Source organism: Alkalibacterium sp. m-11, assembly GCF_054658155.1.
In genome coordinates, this window is record NZ_BAAGIR010000044.1 from 1 (window position 1) to 16024 (window position 16024).

Consider the following 16024-nt stretch of genomic DNA (forward strand, 5'->3'; position numbering starts at 1 on the left):
TTTCTGGAAAAAGTCATCCCTTGCGCCAGCAATTGACTTTTTTGGAAATTTTAACGAAAACTACTTGTGATAAAAGTAACAACCTATAAAACCTATTTATTCTAAGTTTTATGCAACACTAGTGATATCTCATATAGAAGGTGATTAGATGGCTCGTCTTGATGAATTGAATCAAGAGATGAAAATCGCGATGAAAGCAAAAGATAAAGAAAAGTTATCTACTATTCGTATGTTGAAATCTGCCTTACAGACCGAACAGATCAATAAGGGAGAAGAACTGACAGAAGAAGACGAATTGACCGTTCTTTCTCGTGAGAAAAAACAGCGTGTCGAATCTTTAAATGAGTTCAAAGCGGCCGGTCGTGATGACCTGGTTCTTAAACTCGAAAGAGAAATTGAAATCGTCGATGACTATTTGCCGGCTCAGTTAAGCGAAGAAGAAGTTCGTGAAATCGTGCAGGACACGGTCAAACAGACTGGCGCATCCTCAATGAAGGATATGGGAAAAGTCATGGGTGCTTTGATGCCTAAAGTAAAAGGTAAAGCTGACGGCAATCTGGTCAGCTCCATCGTCAAAGAAGAACTGAATAAATAATAGAAAGTACCGCAGCTGTGGGGACATCTCGTCTCCAGTCATCTGCGGTCTTTTTATAGCTGAAATATATACACATAGTTGTGGTCACACCTTATCTTGATGATATAAGTGTACTTATATGATTTTATCAGTGAAATTTTTTGCGCAAAATCGTTAGCTTTTCAACTCCAGCTGGACTCCTGTCCGAGTTCCGGTGCAATCGCCATAGCGCCTTAACTCAAATGGAAATCCTATCCGAGTTCCGGTGCAATCGCCATAGCGCCTTAACTCAATTGGAAACCCTGTCCGAGTTCCGGTGCAATCCAAGTAGTGGCTCAGCACATAACTTCCAAAAAAACAGACCAACCATGTCATCAAAATCCCCCTCATATTGCAACACTTTTCACCAACTTTATAGAGATTTTAATGTTTTTATGCTATGATTTAATGGAATACCGTTAATAAGAAGGAGATGTCACCTGGTTGACTGAATCAATCGAAAAAAGACGTATAGAACTTGAAGATTCTGAGAGATTATTTACACTTTTTGGTCCTCAGAATAGTCATTTGAATTTAATAGAAGAAGAACTGGACGTATCGATCAATAGTCGAGGCACTCAAATGGACGTTCAAGGCACCCCTGAAGCAATCAGTCAGGTAGAAGCGCTGTTTGAACAGCTGCTGACTCTTGATGACAAAGGGATCAAAGTAAAAAAAGCAGATATTATTTCCGCTATCAGGATGGTTAAACAGGGAAAACTGTCTCAGTTTGTCAGAATGTACGAAGAAGAGATCACTAGAGATAAAGATGGTAAAGCGATTCGAGTGAAAAACGTCGGCCAGCGCGATTATGTCGAGTCGATCAAGAAGAACGATATCGTCTTCGGCATCGGTCCGGCCGGAACAGGAAAAACGTTCATTGCTGTTGCAATGGCAGTGGCCGCCATGAGAAAAGGGGATGTGAAACGTATTATCATTACCCGCCCGGCGGTTGAAGCTGGAGAGAATCTTGGATTTCTACCTGGAGATCTTAAGGAAAAAGTCGATCCGTATCTGAGACCACTGTATGATGCCTTGTATACCGTCTTTGGCACCGAACATACGAATCGTCTGATCGAAAGAGAAACGATCGAGGTCGCACCTCTGGCATACATGAGAGGCCGTACGCTGGATGATGCCTTCATTATTCTTGATGAGGCTCAGAATACGACTGTGCAGCAGATGAAAATGTTCCTGACTCGTCTGGGGTTCAATTCCAAGATGGTCATCAATGGAGACATCACCCAAGTCGATCTGCCGAGACGGACGACAAGCGGTCTGATCCATGCTGAACGTGTACTGACTGGAGTTAAAGGAATTGGTCATATCAAATTTGAAGCTGAAGATGTTATCAGACATCCACTGGTCGCAAAAGTGATCAGAGCTTACGACAATGAAACGGATAGGGAAGATTATGGAAACGATAATTTACGATGAAACAGATAAAATCACTGAAGATATGGCAGACTGTATCGAGGATTTGCTGAACGTTGCTGCAAAGAAATTATCTGTAGAGAAGAATGCAGAAGTGTCGATTACAGTGGTATCTAATGAAAAGATCAGAGAGATCAACAGAGAATACCGGGATAAAGATAAAGTGACTGATGTCATCAGTTTTGCAATTGAAGATGATGAAGATGATCTACTGAAAGAGTTCGATATGGAAGGCATCACCATTCCTAGAGATCTGGGAGATATATTCATATCATATGAGAAAGCGGTAGAACAGGCTGAAGAATACGGTCATTCTGTAGAAAGAGAGCTTGGTTTCCTGATGGTCCATGGTTTTCTTCACCTTAACGGGTACGATCATATGACAGACGAAGATGAAAAGAGAATGTTTGCACTACAAGAGGAGATATTGAAGGAATATGGTCTTAAAAGATAAGGAAGAACAAATCCCACAGAAAAACAGGGCCTATCGTGATTCGTTCAAGTTTGCTTTCATGGGTATCCGGACAGCCTTTCACGAGGAACGAAACATGCGTGTGCATGTTCTGACCGGTGTAGCCGTGCTGATGATTGGTCTTGTGCTGCCCATGACCAGAGCTGAATGGCTGTGGCTTATTCTAGTGTCTTACCTTGTTTTTGTAATGGAACTTATCAATACAGTAGTTGAAAATGTTGTAGACCTGGTTACAGAAGAGTACCATCCTATAGCAAAAAAAGTTAAGGACATGGCAGCAGCCGTCGTACTGGTGACTGCCTCCTTTGCAGCACTGGTCGGTGCAATCATACTGCTGCCAAAAATCTTACAAATACTGATGTGAAGAGGCGAATAATATGGATGAACAAAGAAGACAGACTTTAATTAAAGAAGCAACGGATATGCTCGATAAAGCATATGTCCCATATTCAAAATTTCCGGTAGGGGCCGCATTGTCTACTAAGGACGGACAAGTTTTTACCGGCTGCAATATTGAAAATGCGTCTTACCCTCTTACGAACTGTGCGGAGCGCACGGCCATGTTTAAAGCAGTATCTGAGGGACAGAGGTCATTTGACTACTTAGTCGTGACAGGAAACACTGAAGGACCTATCTCACCATGCGGCGCATGCAGACAGGTGCTCGTTGAATTCTGTGAGCCGAATATGCCGGTTCTACTGACGAATAAAAAAGGAAAAGTGAAGGAAACAACAGTGTCGGAACTGCTGCCCGGAGCTTTTCAATCGGGGGATATGGTGTGACTAATACAAACGAAGAACAGTTTAAATCTGGTTTTGTCTCTCTAGTGGGACGACCAAATGTAGGAAAATCAACGCTCTTGAATCGGATGATCGGCCAGAAAATTGCCATTATGAGTGACAAAGCTCAGACTACACGAAACAAGGTGCAGGGCATCCTGACAACAAAATCTGATCAGATCGTATTTATTGACACGCCGGGTATTCACAAGCCGAAGCACCGTCTGGGTGACTTTATGGTAAAAACTGCCATGAGTACCTTCAATGAAGTGGACGTGGTCATGTTTTTAGTGAATGTAACCGAAAAAAGAGGACCGGGAGACGACTTTATCATCGACAAGCTGAAAACTGTCGAAAGCCCAGTATTTCTTGTGCTGAATAAAATCGATCAGATCCATCCGGATGAACTGCTGCCGATCATTGAAGACTATAACAGTCAGATGACTTTTGCGGAAATCGTACCCATATCAGCTACTGAAGGAAACAATGTTGATCGCCTGATGGAGACAGTAAGAAGCTATTTACCTGAAGGGCCACAGTTCTATCCTGAAGACCAGGTCAGTGATCACCCGGAATACTTTATTGTATCCGAACTGATTCGTGAAAAAGTTCTCGAAAGAACAAGAGAAGAAATTCCCCATTCGATTGCTGTTGTCGTTGACAGTATGCAGCGTGAAGATAATGAAAAAGTTGTCGTGAACGCTACGATCATTGTAGAAAGAAAATCCCAGAAAGGGATCATCATCGGCAAGCAGGGGAAAATGCTTAAAGATATTGGAATGAATGCCCGAAAAGACATCGAACGTCTGTTGGGGGATAAGATTTATCTTGATCTGTGGGTCAAAGTTCAGAATGACTGGCGTGACAAGCAGCAGCATCTGAACGATTACGGTTATAATAGAGACCAGTACTAATTAAGTTGATTAAGAAGGTGACCGAGTGTCTCAGTTAGAAGAAGTTGAAGGCCTAGTCCTGTCTGTCAGGAAGCACAGAGAACGGGATTACCTGGTCAAGCTGTTTACTGACCGATACGGAAAGCTCATGTTTTTTGTACGAGGGACAAAGAATCCTAACTTTAAACTGCGGTCTGCCATTCAGCCTTTTGCAAGAGCAAGTTTTATTGCAGATATCAGAAGCGAAGGGCTGAGCTTTATTCGGGATGCAAAAAATGTGCAGTCTTACACCTCTGTTCAGACAGATATTTTCAAGACGGCTTATGCGACCTATATCGCTCAACTCGCAGATGCAGCGCTTGAAGACCGTAAGGCAGACCCTCTTTTGTTTGAACAGCTTCTGACTGGAATGGATAAATTCGAAGAAGATTTTGATCCGGAAATCATCATGAATATTTTTGAAGTCCGTTTCCTAAGGTACTTTGGGGTCATGTCTGAGCTGAGAGGCTGTATCTTCTGCGGATTGACGGATGGACCGTTTGACTACTCAAGCAGACACCATGGGCTGCTGTGTCCAAAGCATTTTCATGAAGATGAACGGCGGCTGCATGCGTCTCCCAAGGCGATTCATTTCATTCGCCTGTTTTCTGTTGTATCGTTTGACAAGATTAATACTATATCTTTAAAGCATGAGACTAAAACTGAGATTCAGAGAGTGATCGACATTCTCTATGACGAACTGGTCGGATTGAATCTTAAAAGCAAACGATTTATCAAAAAAATGCATCAGTGGGAGAATCTGCTTAAACGTGAGGAAGATTAAATGAATGAATGAATGGATCGGACGGACAGCTATTATTATTCTGGCCTGGGTCGGGATTCTTTATCAGCAGGTCCAGATTAGACGTATTACTTTACCCCATCGACTGGCCAATCTGCTTGCGGAACATAAACTGAAAGTTAATGTAGCAAAAGAGAATTAGCATGCATTATCGAACAAGATTTGGTTTGACAATTTTTAAAGTTATTGTAAGATAGAATAATAAGTGAAGCACATTGATAGAAGGAGTAACGAGTCTAGTCTTTATTAGCGACCATGGGACGGTGTAAGCCATGGAAGACGGTCTGGTGAAAGGCATCTGGAGTGCGATGATATAAAGTGCTGACTCGTTTTTTCGGGTCAGAAATAGGGTGGAACCGCGAGAAGACTCGTCCCTATACTGATGGCTGTCTGTCAGTATAGAGCCGAGTTTTTTTTATATGCATCATTAAAAAGGAGAGTCATATTATGGAAAAAGCAAGAACCTTTCAGGATATTATCCTGACCCTGCAGCAGTTCTGGTCAGATGAGGGCTGTATGCTCATGCAGGCATACGATACTGAAAAAGGAGCAGGAACAATGAGTCCTTATACCTTTCTCAGAGCAATTGGGCCAGAGCCTTGGAATGCGGCTTATGTTGAACCTTCACGTCGCCCGGCGGATGGCCGTTATGGTGAGAATCCAAACCGTCTGTATCAGCATCATCAGTTTCAGGTGGTCATGAAGCCTTCGCCTGAAAACATTCAGGAGCTGTATTTGGACAGTCTCAGAGCCCTAGGGATCGATCCACTGAAACATGACATCCGTTTCGTTGAAGACAACTGGGAAAACCCGTCTTTGGGGTGTGCAGGTCTGGGATGGGAAGTCTGGCTGGATGGCATGGAAGTGACACAGTTTACCTACTTCCAACAAGTCGGCGGCCTTGAAGTCGATGCTGTTACAAGTGAGTTGACATATGGGCTTGAACGACTGGCCTCATATATTCAGGATGTTGAAAATGTCTATGATATCGAATGGGCACCCGGAGTGAAATACGGGGAAATCTTCAAGCAACCGGAATACGAGCATTCTGCCTATTCCTTCGATCACAGTGATACGGCCTTTCTCTTCTCTCAGTTCCAAGCTTTCGAGAAGGAAGCACTGAAGCAAATTGAAAATAACCTGGCTCATCCGGCTTATGATTATGTATTGAAATGCAGTCACGCATTTAACTTGCTGGATGCCAGAGGGGCTGTCTCTGCAACTGACCGCCCGGATTATTTAAAAAGAATCCGCCATATGGCTAGACTCATTGCGAAGTCTTTCTTGCAGGAACGGGCAAAACTGTCATTCCCTCTAATTGGAGAAGCAGAGGCTGGAAAATGGATCGAAAAATATGGCGAAAAGGAGGACAAGTAAATGACTCATTCATTATTACTTGAAATCGGACTGGAAGATATGCCGGCGAAAGTAATTGTTCCGGCTGCTGAACAGCTTAAAGACAAAGTCAGTGTGCATTTTAAAGACCATGACATGTCATTTGATTCCATACAAGTATTCAATACACCTAGACGTCTGGCAGTTAAAATTGAAGGTCTGGCTGAAGGACAGAAAGATAAGACAGAATCTGTTAAAGGCCCGGCTAAACGCATCGCTCTGGATGACGAAGGCAACTGGACTAAAGCCGCGATTGGTTTCACTCGTGGCCAGCAGGCATCAATTGATGACATTACTTTTCAGACGATCAAAGGTGAAGAGTACGTCTTCGTAGAAAAACACATAAAAGGCTTATCTGCAGAAGAAGTCATACAGAAACTCGAAGGAGTGCTCCCGTCACTGTCGTTCCCAGTATCCATGAAGTGGGGCACGCACAGCTACCGTTACATCCGTCCAGTCCACTGGCTGACAGTTCTATTAGATGAGAAAGTTGTCGATATGACCTTGTTTGATGTATCTTCAGGTAGAGAGACTAGAGGCCACCGCTTCCTGGGACAGGCTGTTACCTTGGACCATGCGAATGACTATCAGGCCAGCTTGAAGGAAGAGCATGTGCTCGTCGACCGTAATGAGCGTCAGGCACTGATTATCAGTCAGATTCAGGCTTTATGTACCCACAACAACTGGAAAGATCCGCTGGATAACAAGGAATTGCTTGAAGAGGTAACCGACCTTGTTGAATATCCAACAGCGTTTTACGGCTCTTTCAGTGACGAGTATCTTGCTGTACCTGAAAATGTTCTGGAAACGGCAATGGCTGATCATCAGCGTTATTTCCCGGTCAGACAGGCTGACGGTCAGGCCAAGTTTCTCCCTTATTTCATTGCGGTTAGAAACGGAAATGCTGAGTATATCGAGCAGGTCAGAAAAGGAAATGAAAAAGTGCTGAGTGCACGTCTGGCAGACGCTGCTTTCTTTTACGATGAAGACAGGAAGCTGTCTATTGATGACTTTGTCAATAAACTGTCGACTGTATCTTTCCATGAAAAGCTCGGATCGCTGTACGACAAGCAGGAACGTCTGACCGCTATTGCTCATCTGCTGGCTCCTTACTTCGACATGACTGATGAACAGATCGGTCTAATAGAACGTACCGGTATGATAGCCAAGTTTGACCTGGTCACGCAGACGGTCAACGAATTCACTTCTCTTCAGGGAGACATTGCAGGTATATTTGCTGCTGAAAGAGGGGAAGACAGGCAAATTGCTGATGCGCTTTCCGAGCAGTATCTGCCTAAAAGTACAGACGGTAGACTGCCTGAAACGAAACTTGGCGCGCTCCTTTCCGCAGCTGACAAACTGGACTCTCTGCTGTCATTCTTTTCTGTCGATATGATTCCGTCCGGTTCTAATGACCCGTTTGCTTTAAGAAGACAGGCCATGGGAATTGTGAGAATCTTCAAGGCGTTCAACGTGTCTGTTCAGCTGGACGAGCTGATCAATGCAATTGCAGAAACGGTTATCTCTGTAGAAACGAAGGCTGCATACATGCAGAATACACCTGTTGTGATTGACTTCATCAAAGACCGCGTGGACCAGTTGTTGTCAGGTGAAGAAGGGCTGAGCGAGGATTATGATATCCGTCAAGCGGTACTGGAATCTAATCAGACAGATATCCTAGCTCTCATTGATCATGCTGGCGTACTGGCTTATCAGAAAAAAAAGCCTGGATTTAAAGCAGTGGTCGAATCTTTGACACGTGTATCCAACCTGGCTGAAAAAGCTATTGATGAATGTTCCATATCAACTGACCTCTTTGAAACACAGAGTGAGAAGAACTTATACGAAGCATTGCTGAAGGCTGAAGAGCTTATGTCAGAAGATTTAAATGCGGACCAGCAGTGGCAGGTTTTTGCTGAACTCCATCCAGTGATCGATGACTTCTTTGATCATACGATGGTGATGGCAGAAGATACATCTGTCCGAGACAATCGCCTGGCTCTGTTGAAAAGAATCGATGATCTTTTAAGTGGCTTTGCCCGTTTTGACAGACTGGTTATTAAATAATTCAGATTTCAAAGAAGGCAGTAAGTGATGACGCTGCCTTCTTTGTGTTTATCAGTTTCAACATAGAAGGAGATTAACCTTATGATTAAACGATTTTTTTCTTACTACGCACCTTATAAAGCATTATTCACACTGGACTTTTCTGCAGCTATCATCGTAGCGATGCTTGAGCTGGCTTTTCCCATTATGGTGCAGCAAGTCGTAGATTCCATTCTGCCAACCGGAAACTGGTCTTTGATCATCAGCGTTTCTATTGGCCTGCTTGGTGTCTATGCGATCAATACAATTCTACATTACGTGGTGACCTATTATGGACATAAGCTGGGTACGAATATTGAAACAGACATGCGTAGAGATCTATACAACCACCTTCAGAAGCAGTCATTTTCTTATTTTGATAACCGTGAAACAGGAAAGCTGATCACACGTCTGACATCGGACTTGTTTGAAATAGCGGAAGTTGCCCACCATGGACCGGAAGACATTTTCATTACTCTCTTCACATTGACCGGGGCCTTTATACTGATGATGACTGTCCATGTGCCTCTTGCAGTGATGACGTTCATTTTAGTACCCTTCATTGCATTGGCTGTTGCTTACTTCAACAAGCGGATGACACAAGTCAATACACGCATCTATGATGATCTGGCTGGTTTTAGTGCCGGAATCGAAGCGTCCGTCGGCGGGATTCGGGTCGTACAGGCCTTTTCAAATGAAGATTATGAACTAGGACGGTTCCAGGAGCTGAACCAGGCTTACCGAAAATCGAAATATTTATTCTATAAAATGATGGCAGTTAGCCACTCCTACAATTATTTTCTCATGCGTCTGATCAGTCTGTTTGCGCTTTTCTTCGGCGCTTACTTTACGATTCAAGGTGAAATCAGTTATGGCGATCTAGTGGCGTTTATTTTATTTGCTAATGTCTTTGTCAGACCAATTGAAAAGGTCAACACGATGATCGAAAGCTATCCGAAAGGCTTTGCTGGCTTCAAACGTCTGCTTGAGGAAATGGGGATCAGACCGGAAGTTCAGAATTCTCCAGATGCAGTGGAAGTGGAGTCTCTAAAAGGAGATATTGTCTATTCAGACGTCTCGTTCAGCTACGAAGAGAATCAGTCAATTCTGGATGATATCAATCTGACGATCAAAGCGGGGGAAACCATTGCATTTGTTGGTCCGAGTGGTGCAGGTAAAACCACTATCTGTAATCTGCTTCCACGTTTTTATGACATTGACAGCGGAACGATAACTATCGATGGTTATTCGATAAAAGGTATCACTTTGAATTCACTGAGAGAACAGATCGGCGTCGTTCAGCAGGATGTCTTCCTTTTCCCTGGAACAATCAAGGAGAACATTCTATATGGTAAACTGGATGCTACAGATGAAGAGGTGTATAATGCCGTCAGAATGGCGAATCTGGTTGATGTAGTGGAGCAGCTTCCTAGAGGACTGGAGACAGTCATCGGAGAGAGGGGAGTTAAACTTTCTGGGGGACAGAAGCAGCGGCTTTCTATTGCCCGTATGTTTCTGAAGAACCCTCCGATTCTGATCCTGGACGAAGCAACGTCTGCACTGGATACCGAAACGGAACAGGCTATTCAGGAAGCTTTGGATTCCTTATCAAAAGGTCGAACGACTCTGATCATCGCCCACCGTTTGGCTACCATCAAGAATGCTGATAGAATAGTAGTAGTTACATCAAAAGGCATTGAAGAACAAGGAAGCCACGATGAGCTGATTGCTCAGGAAGGGGCATACAAAGCCTTATATGATGCACAATTTTCTTAAAAAGCCATGATTGGGAGTGAATGTTATGGAAGCCGATGAAAGAAGACGAGTAATCAGAGACTACCTGGAACAGTCAGAGGAAGCTGTCGTAGCCCGCACACTCGCCTCGAAATTTAATGTCAGTCGTCAGGTCATAGTTGGTGATATTGCTCTTCTTAGAGCTGCCGGTGCTGGAATCGTTTCTACCCCTAAAGGTTATATTATGCGCAGTCAGATCGATGAGGGGGTCAGTGAGGCAGTAGTATGCCAGCATTCTCCTGACGATACGAAAGAGGAACTTTATGCTATAGTCGATCTTGGCGGAGAAGTAATCGATGTGACTGTGGAACATCCGATATATGGCTTGCTGAAGGGGGATCTGAATATTTCCAGCAGACTCGAGGCAGATGAATTCATATCAAAAGTCCAGGACAATCCATCAGCATTGCTGAGCAGTCTGACAGAAGGCCTCCATATACACACGATTAAAGCTAAAAACGAGGACCGATTACAAAAAATAAAGAAAGTTTTAGAAAATAAAGGCTTTCTTTACCAGTAAGTGTATTGACAATATCTCTTGAATTGGTATACTTAACAGGTGTCATGACACCTGTATACATACTAATATTAGGAGATGTTTATCATTAGAAAGACAAATACATTAAGACTGACCGTAACTGCTTTACTGACCGCGATAGCTATTGCCATTCCGATGGTCATGCCTATTAGAGTTCTAATCGAACCGGCGTCCTTTACCTTAGCCAGTCACGTTCCGATTTTCTTTGCCATGTTCTTGTCACCAGCAATTGCAGTAGCCGTGTCATTAGGTTCGGCTGTCGGCTTTTTACTGGCAGGTTTCCCAATAGTTATTACGATGCGTGCCATGAGTCATGTTGTATTCGCACTGGTCGGAGCGCTGTATCTTCGCGGGAAAAGAGAAGAGCTTTTAAGTTCTCCGGTCAAAAGCGTGTTCTTCTCTTTCTGGATCGCTCTAGTACATGCTCTGGCTGAAGTCCTTGTTGTTTCCGTGTTCTTCTTTGGTCTTGCACCGGGCGGAACCTACCAGGACGGCTTTTTCTATGCAGTATTTCTGCTTGTCGGAGTAGGTACCGTCATTCATAGTATGGTTGATTTCTTTATCGCCCAAATTGTATGGAAGAGTTTTGGTAAACGAATGAATCAGATTGCTGTAAAAGTCAGCTGATACAGATGATTATATAACAGTTAATGATCGTTGGAGGATCTGTTTACAGATTTTATTCGATGATCATTTTTTGTCTCTAATATTACAGATCTTCTGATACTGAAATAAGGTGGTTAGGCGATAGTTTATGGATTAGAGTACAATGATCGAGTAAGTCCCGAACTTAATTTTAATTAAGGTAGAATGCATTTTAGTGGAGAAGATCTGATTTAAACTATACTCTACTGGAAATGGGTGCAGTCCACACACTGTAATCGTATGTAAATTGCATTATCAGGCCTTAGGATGTACTTTAGTGCCATATATGAACGTAACCTTCAATGCTGGAGATACTATCTTGTTTGTGACAATAGAAATTTTTATTTTGTATCTCTACTTGACGATTTAGAATTGGAAACGATTAGTTTTTCCTTTTACAACGTGCTTACATTTACAATTTCACTTTGTTTTGGTATACTTATGTTTGATTATTATAGGGGTAGTGTGTCTATCCATTAAAAGACTTTTTTGTCGAAGGGGGATGGCTAGTGAGCAGGATTCCAGAAGAAACCATTCAGTCGATCCGGGAGAAGACTGATATTGTTCAGATTATTTCCCAGTATCTGCAGTTAAGGAAGTCAGGTCAGAACTATTTTGCATCCTGTCCGTTCCACGATGACAAGACGCCTTCATTTTCTGTCAGTGAGAAGAAGCAGATCTATCATTGCTTCAGCTGTGGAAGAGGCGGGAATGTCTTCAGCTTCCTCCAGGAAATGGAAGGCTTGTCTTTTGTTGAAGCGGTAGGGAAAACTGCTGAGCTGGCTGATGTGCCGATCGATTTCACTCTGATTGACCGAGCAAGGGAGTCAGCTCCAGATCCGGATTCGATGCAGGCAAAGTTACTGGCTGTCTACGAAAAAGCGGAGTATTTTTATCATCACCTGCTCGTTAATACGCAGACGGGTGAAGAAGCTTACCGTTACCTTCTTGATAGAGGAATGACTAAGGAGAGCATCGAGACCTTTAAAATCGGGTTTTCTCCTCCTAAAAGAGAAGCACTGAAACTATATCTCGATAATGAAGGATTGAACGATCCGGAGCTGTTGAAAAAATCCGGTCTGTTTTCTGACCGGGAGGATGATGTTTTTCTTGACCGCTTTTCCAACCGGATTCTGTTCCCAATAAATAATGCAAAAGGGCAGACGGTCGCATTTTCTGGTCGTGCCTTTATGGAGCAGTCCGGCAATTACCGGACTGCCAAATATATGAACAGCCCGGAAACAGATCTGTTCAATAAACGACGGGTGCTGTTCAATTACGATAAAGCCCGTGCATCGATCCGCCGCGAAAATGAAGTCATTCTTTTTGAAGGGTTTATGGATGTCATATCAGCCTGGCAGGCTGGAGTCAAAAACGGGATCGCGTCGATGGGAACAAGTCTGACAGAAGAACAGATCTCCCAACTTGATAAAGTGACCGATCATGTGGTCATTGCTTATGATGGGGATGATGCCGGACTTGAAGCAACTAAGCGGGCGACAGATTTCATCAGCAAGGATACACATTTTACCATGGAGATAGCGACCTTTCCTGAGAAACTGGATCCGGATGATTATATTCAGACCAAAGGAATAGAAGCTTTTCAGGATTTTCTGAAACATGGCCGAGACACTCTGATGAGTTTCCTTATGGCTTACCACCGCAAAGGTCTCAATTTGAAAAATGAAAGTGAACGTCTGAAGTATATTGAAATTGTGCTGAAAGAACTGGCTCGAGTGACCTCTGCAATTGAACGCGAACTTTATCTTAAACAGCTTCAGGAGGAATTCGATCTGTCTCTAGAGACACTGAAGGAACAGATGCACATCTTTGTGATCGAACAGCAGAACGAGCGTCGGGCTGAAAAGCGTAAAGAAGCAAGACAGGACACTTCACCGGAGCCGGTCCAGTCTATAGTGTTTCACCGGAACCAGCCGAAAGAAACAGCGCTGACCCGGGCCGAAAAAAATCTTCTCCATCGTCTGTTTACTCTGGATGAAACTTGGACGATCCTGAATAGTCAGGATAAAGAGCTGTCATTTTCAGATCAGGATCATCAGGTGCTCTATCTGATGTATGATGAGTTTCATCATACTCATGAAGACACGTCTCTGCAGTCGTTTCTTGACTTCCTTCCAGATGAACGTCTGAAAAGCAAGGCATCAGAAATTGCCTGGATATCTCTGAGTGAAGAAATAGCTCGTGGTGAAATTGAGGACTACTTGTCTGTGATTTGTGACAGGCAGCCACTTGAAACCAGACTTCAGTCAAAAAAAGAAGAACTAAAACTGGCTGAAAGAAACGGAGATAAACAAAAGCAGCAAGCACTAAGTTTTGAAATCATAAATATAATTAAACAAATGAAAAGTAATTAACGATTAATCAGGAGGCATGTCAGTATATGGCAAAATCTAATAAAAAATCTACCCAACAGCCTGAAGAAAAGTATGAACTTGCGGTTGTCCAGTTTATCAAGGAAATCAAGAAGAAAAAGGAGCAGACAGTGTCTTACGTCGAATTGACGGACAAGCTTGCGGAACCTTTTGAACTTGAAAAAGAACAGATGGAAGATCTGATCCAGAAGTTTGAAGATGAAGGAATCGGCGTCGTCGATGAAGATGGGAACCCACTGGCTAAGCAGCTGAATAAAGAAGAAGATGCGGCTGAAGAAGCTAAAAAAGAAGAAATGATTGCCCCTCCTGGAGTTAAAATAAATGACCCTGTCCGCATGTACCTGAAAGAAATCGGGCGCGTAGACCTGCTTAGTGCCAAAGAAGAGATTGCACTGGCCAAACGTATCGAAGAAGGTGACACGATCGCCAAGCAGGAACTGGCTGAGGCCAACTTGAGACTGGTTGTATCTATTGCTAAACGTTATGTTGGTAGAGGCATGAGTTTCCTTGACCTGATTCAGGAAGGGAACATGGGACTTATGAAGGCTGTAGAGAAGTTTGACTATGAAAAAGGATTCAAATTCTCTACGTACGCGACATGGTGGATTCGTCAGGCTATCACTCGTGCAATTGCCGACCAGGCTCGTACGATCCGTATTCCGGTTCATATGGTCGAAACCATCAATAAGCTAGTTCGTATCCAGCGTCAGCTGCTGCAGGACCTTGGAAGAGAACCGACACCAGAAGAAATCGGTGCTGAAATGGACTTGCCTACTGAAAAAGTACGCGACATTCTAAAAATTTCACAGGAGCCAGTCTCTCTGGAAACGCCGATCGGTGAGGAAGATGATTCACATCTGGGCGATTTCATTGAAGATAATGATGCAACCAGTCCGGCTGACAATGCAGCTTATGAACTCTTGAAGAGTGAGCTGGAAGATGTGCTCGACACACTGACTGACCGTGAAGAAAACGTGCTGCGTCTGCGTTTCGGTCTAGACGACGGACGTCAGCGTACTTTGGAAGATGTTGGTAAAGTCTTTGGCGTAACGAGAGAACGTATCCGTCAGATCGAAGCTAAAGCTTTGAGAAAACTGCGCCACCCGAGTCGTTCAAAACAGCTGAAAGACTTTTTGGAGTAGAAACGATGTGATGTGCTGGCAGAGAGAAGCGAAAAAGACTGTAAAGGTAAAGTTCTTGTCGCTTTTCTTTGCATTCCTGTCACATTTTTGTTATACTAATTTCTGGCTTGTTCAGTAATGACGTATGCTAGTTACTTAAAATATAATCCTGGAAGGTGAAAATCAGATGAAATTATCAGCAGTTAAACGTACAGAAACAGGAACATCCGCTTCAAGAAAAGCGAGAAACGAAGGTAAGATCCCTGCAGCAATCTACGGAAAAGAAGTTGAGACAATCTCAGTACTGATCAACCGTAAAGAATTCGAAAACACGATCCGCGAAGTAGGATACAACGGTGTATTCGATATCGATGTTGAAGGTGACACATACCAGGTGTTCGTAAAAGATCAGGACAATGCTGCTCTTAAACCAGAAGTATACCACGTTGATCTTCTAGCATTCACAAAAGGACAGAAAGTTACTATGTCTATTCCGGTTCACATTTCCGGCGCAGAAGAAATCAAAGAAGGTATCGTATCTCAGTCAATTTCTGAACTGGAAATCAACATTGCTCCAGCAGAAGCTCCTTCAGAATACGTTGTAGACGTATCTGAACTGAAAATCGGCGATACAGTTCACGTATCTGACATCAAAGTTGGAGACGAAGCTGAACTGCTTACTGACGACAGCCTGACAGTTGTATCTGTATCAGCTCCAGAAGCAGTTGAGGAAGAAACGACTGAAACAACTGAAGATATGCCTGAACCAGAAGTTATCGGTGAATCAAAAGACGAAGACGCAGAATAAGTATAGACTGAGTTAATAAGTTGTAAAGTTGTTTAATCTGTGGCAGTCCATTTCCACTCTTTAAGGGTGGTATGGGCTGTTTTTTGATAGAATAGGAAAGTATAAAGTTTTACCCGCTAGAAAGCCTATCACCTCAAACGTTAATCACTATCACTTGATTTGAAAAGAGAGGGGATTTAAAGGTACACTATACGTATGGTAGAGAAAAGCATT

The 16024-nt window shown here is 43.2% G+C and carries 16 protein-coding genes; all 16 read left to right on the forward strand.

The annotated features are described in order from the left end of the window. Window positions 1–148 precede the first annotated feature (148 nt). Window positions 149–595: a GatB/YqeY domain-containing protein gene (locus ACYQ2O_RS06280; RefSeq protein WP_346024435.1), complete on the forward strand. Its 447-nt coding sequence runs from the start codon at window positions 149–151 to the stop codon at window positions 593–595. Window positions 596–1057: 462 nt separating this feature from the next. Next, window positions 1058–2050, forward strand: a complete 993-nt coding sequence (locus ACYQ2O_RS06285) for a PhoH family protein (protein WP_346024434.1) — start codon at window positions 1058–1060, stop codon at window positions 2048–2050. Continuing rightward, on the forward strand, window positions 2028–2501 hold the full coding sequence (gene ybeY / locus ACYQ2O_RS06290) for an rRNA maturation RNase YbeY (protein WP_346024433.1): 474 nt from the start codon (window positions 2028–2030) through the stop codon (window positions 2499–2501). Before ACYQ2O_RS06285 ends, ybeY begins: the two co-directional genes overlap by 23 nt. Further along, on the forward strand, window positions 2485–2883 hold the full coding sequence (locus ACYQ2O_RS06295; protein WP_346024432.1) for a diacylglycerol kinase family protein: 399 nt from the start codon (window positions 2485–2487) through the stop codon (window positions 2881–2883). Before ybeY ends, ACYQ2O_RS06295 begins: the two co-directional genes overlap by 17 nt. 13 nt (window positions 2884–2896) lie before the next feature. After that, entirely contained in the window at window positions 2897–3301 is a 405-nt protein-coding gene (locus ACYQ2O_RS06300) for a cytidine deaminase (protein ID WP_459796226.1), read from the forward strand. Continuing rightward, entirely contained in the window at window positions 3298–4212 is a 915-nt protein-coding gene (gene era, locus ACYQ2O_RS06305) for a GTPase Era (RefSeq protein WP_346024430.1), read from the forward strand. Before ACYQ2O_RS06300 ends, era begins: the two co-directional genes overlap by 4 nt. A gap of 25 nt (window positions 4213–4237) precedes the next feature. Beyond that, complete coding sequence (gene recO / locus ACYQ2O_RS06310) at window positions 4238–5014, forward strand: DNA repair protein RecO (RefSeq protein ID WP_459796227.1); 777 nt, start codon at window positions 4238–4240, stop codon at window positions 5012–5014. A gap of 4 nt (window positions 5015–5018) precedes the next feature. After that, window positions 5019–5174 (forward strand): hypothetical protein, encoded by a 156-nt coding sequence (locus tag ACYQ2O_RS06315; RefSeq protein WP_346024428.1) that lies wholly within the window; start codon window positions 5019–5021, stop codon window positions 5172–5174. A gap of 305 nt (window positions 5175–5479) precedes the next feature. Further along, the gene (gene glyQ, locus ACYQ2O_RS06320; RefSeq protein ID WP_459796228.1) at window positions 5480–6409 is read left to right on the forward strand and encodes a glycine--tRNA ligase subunit alpha; all 930 of its coding nucleotides are present in this window, start codon (window positions 5480–5482) and stop codon (window positions 6407–6409) included. Further along, entirely contained in the window at window positions 6410–8494 is a 2085-nt protein-coding gene (gene glyS, locus ACYQ2O_RS06325) for a glycine--tRNA ligase subunit beta (RefSeq protein WP_459796230.1), read from the forward strand. An 81-nt stretch (window positions 8495–8575) separates the two neighbouring features. Continuing rightward, a complete protein-coding gene (locus tag ACYQ2O_RS06330; RefSeq protein WP_459796231.1) occupies window positions 8576–10288 on the forward strand; it encodes an ABC transporter ATP-binding protein in 1713 nt (570 codons plus the stop codon). 25 nt (window positions 10289–10313) lie between these two features. Next, window positions 10314–10826, forward strand: coding sequence for a 3H domain-containing protein (locus ACYQ2O_RS06335; protein WP_459796232.1), 513 nt, complete (start codon window positions 10314–10316; stop codon window positions 10824–10826). Window positions 10827–10901: 75 nt separating this feature from the next. Next, the gene (locus ACYQ2O_RS06340; protein ID WP_459796233.1) at window positions 10902–11471 is read left to right on the forward strand and encodes a hypothetical protein; all 570 of its coding nucleotides are present in this window, start codon (window positions 10902–10904) and stop codon (window positions 11469–11471) included. A 527-nt stretch (window positions 11472–11998) separates the two neighbouring features. Further along, on the forward strand, window positions 11999–13864 hold the full coding sequence (gene dnaG, locus ACYQ2O_RS06345) for a DNA primase (protein ID WP_459796234.1): 1866 nt from the start codon (window positions 11999–12001) through the stop codon (window positions 13862–13864). Between the two features lie 26 nt (window positions 13865–13890). After that, complete coding sequence (gene rpoD / locus ACYQ2O_RS06350; protein ID WP_346024421.1) at window positions 13891–15024, forward strand: RNA polymerase sigma factor RpoD; 1134 nt, start codon at window positions 13891–13893, stop codon at window positions 15022–15024. Between the two features lie 166 nt (window positions 15025–15190). After that, window positions 15191–15811, forward strand: coding sequence for a 50S ribosomal protein L25 (locus tag ACYQ2O_RS06355; RefSeq protein WP_459768954.1), 621 nt, complete (start codon window positions 15191–15193; stop codon window positions 15809–15811). The last annotated feature ends 213 nt before the right edge of the window (window positions 15812–16024 follow it).

Bases quoted from the DNA above. Each gene is read 5' to 3' on its own strand.
- ACYQ2O_RS06280 (WP_346024435.1), top strand. From the start codon at position 149: ATGGCTCGTCTTGATGAATTGAATCAAGAGATGAAAATCGCGATGAAA.
- ybeY (WP_346024433.1), top strand. From the start codon at position 2,028: ATGGAAACGATAATTTACGATGAAACAGATAAAATCACTGAAGATATG.
- ACYQ2O_RS06295 (WP_346024432.1), top strand. From the start codon at position 2,485: ATGGTCTTAAAAGATAAGGAAGAACAAATCCCACAGAAAAACAGGGCC.
- ACYQ2O_RS06300 (WP_459796226.1), top strand. From the start codon at position 2,897: ATGGATGAACAAAGAAGACAGACTTTAATTAAAGAAGCAACGGATATG.
- ACYQ2O_RS06315 (WP_346024428.1), top strand. From the start codon at position 5,019: ATGAATGAATGGATCGGACGGACAGCTATTATTATTCTGGCCTGGGTC.
- glyQ (WP_459796228.1), top strand. From the start codon at position 5,480: ATGGAAAAAGCAAGAACCTTTCAGGATATTATCCTGACCCTGCAGCAG.
- glyS (WP_459796230.1), top strand. From the start codon at position 6,410: ATGACTCATTCATTATTACTTGAAATCGGACTGGAAGATATGCCGGCG.
- ACYQ2O_RS06330 (WP_459796231.1), top strand. From the start codon at position 8,576: ATGATTAAACGATTTTTTTCTTACTACGCACCTTATAAAGCATTATTC.
- ACYQ2O_RS06335 (WP_459796232.1), top strand. From the start codon at position 10,314: ATGGAAGCCGATGAAAGAAGACGAGTAATCAGAGACTACCTGGAACAG.
- ACYQ2O_RS06340 (WP_459796233.1), top strand. From the start codon at position 10,902: ATGTTTATCATTAGAAAGACAAATACATTAAGACTGACCGTAACTGCT.
- rpoD (WP_346024421.1), top strand. From the start codon at position 13,891: ATGGCAAAATCTAATAAAAAATCTACCCAACAGCCTGAAGAAAAGTAT.
- ACYQ2O_RS06355 (WP_459768954.1), top strand. From the start codon at position 15,191: ATGAAATTATCAGCAGTTAAACGTACAGAAACAGGAACATCCGCTTCA.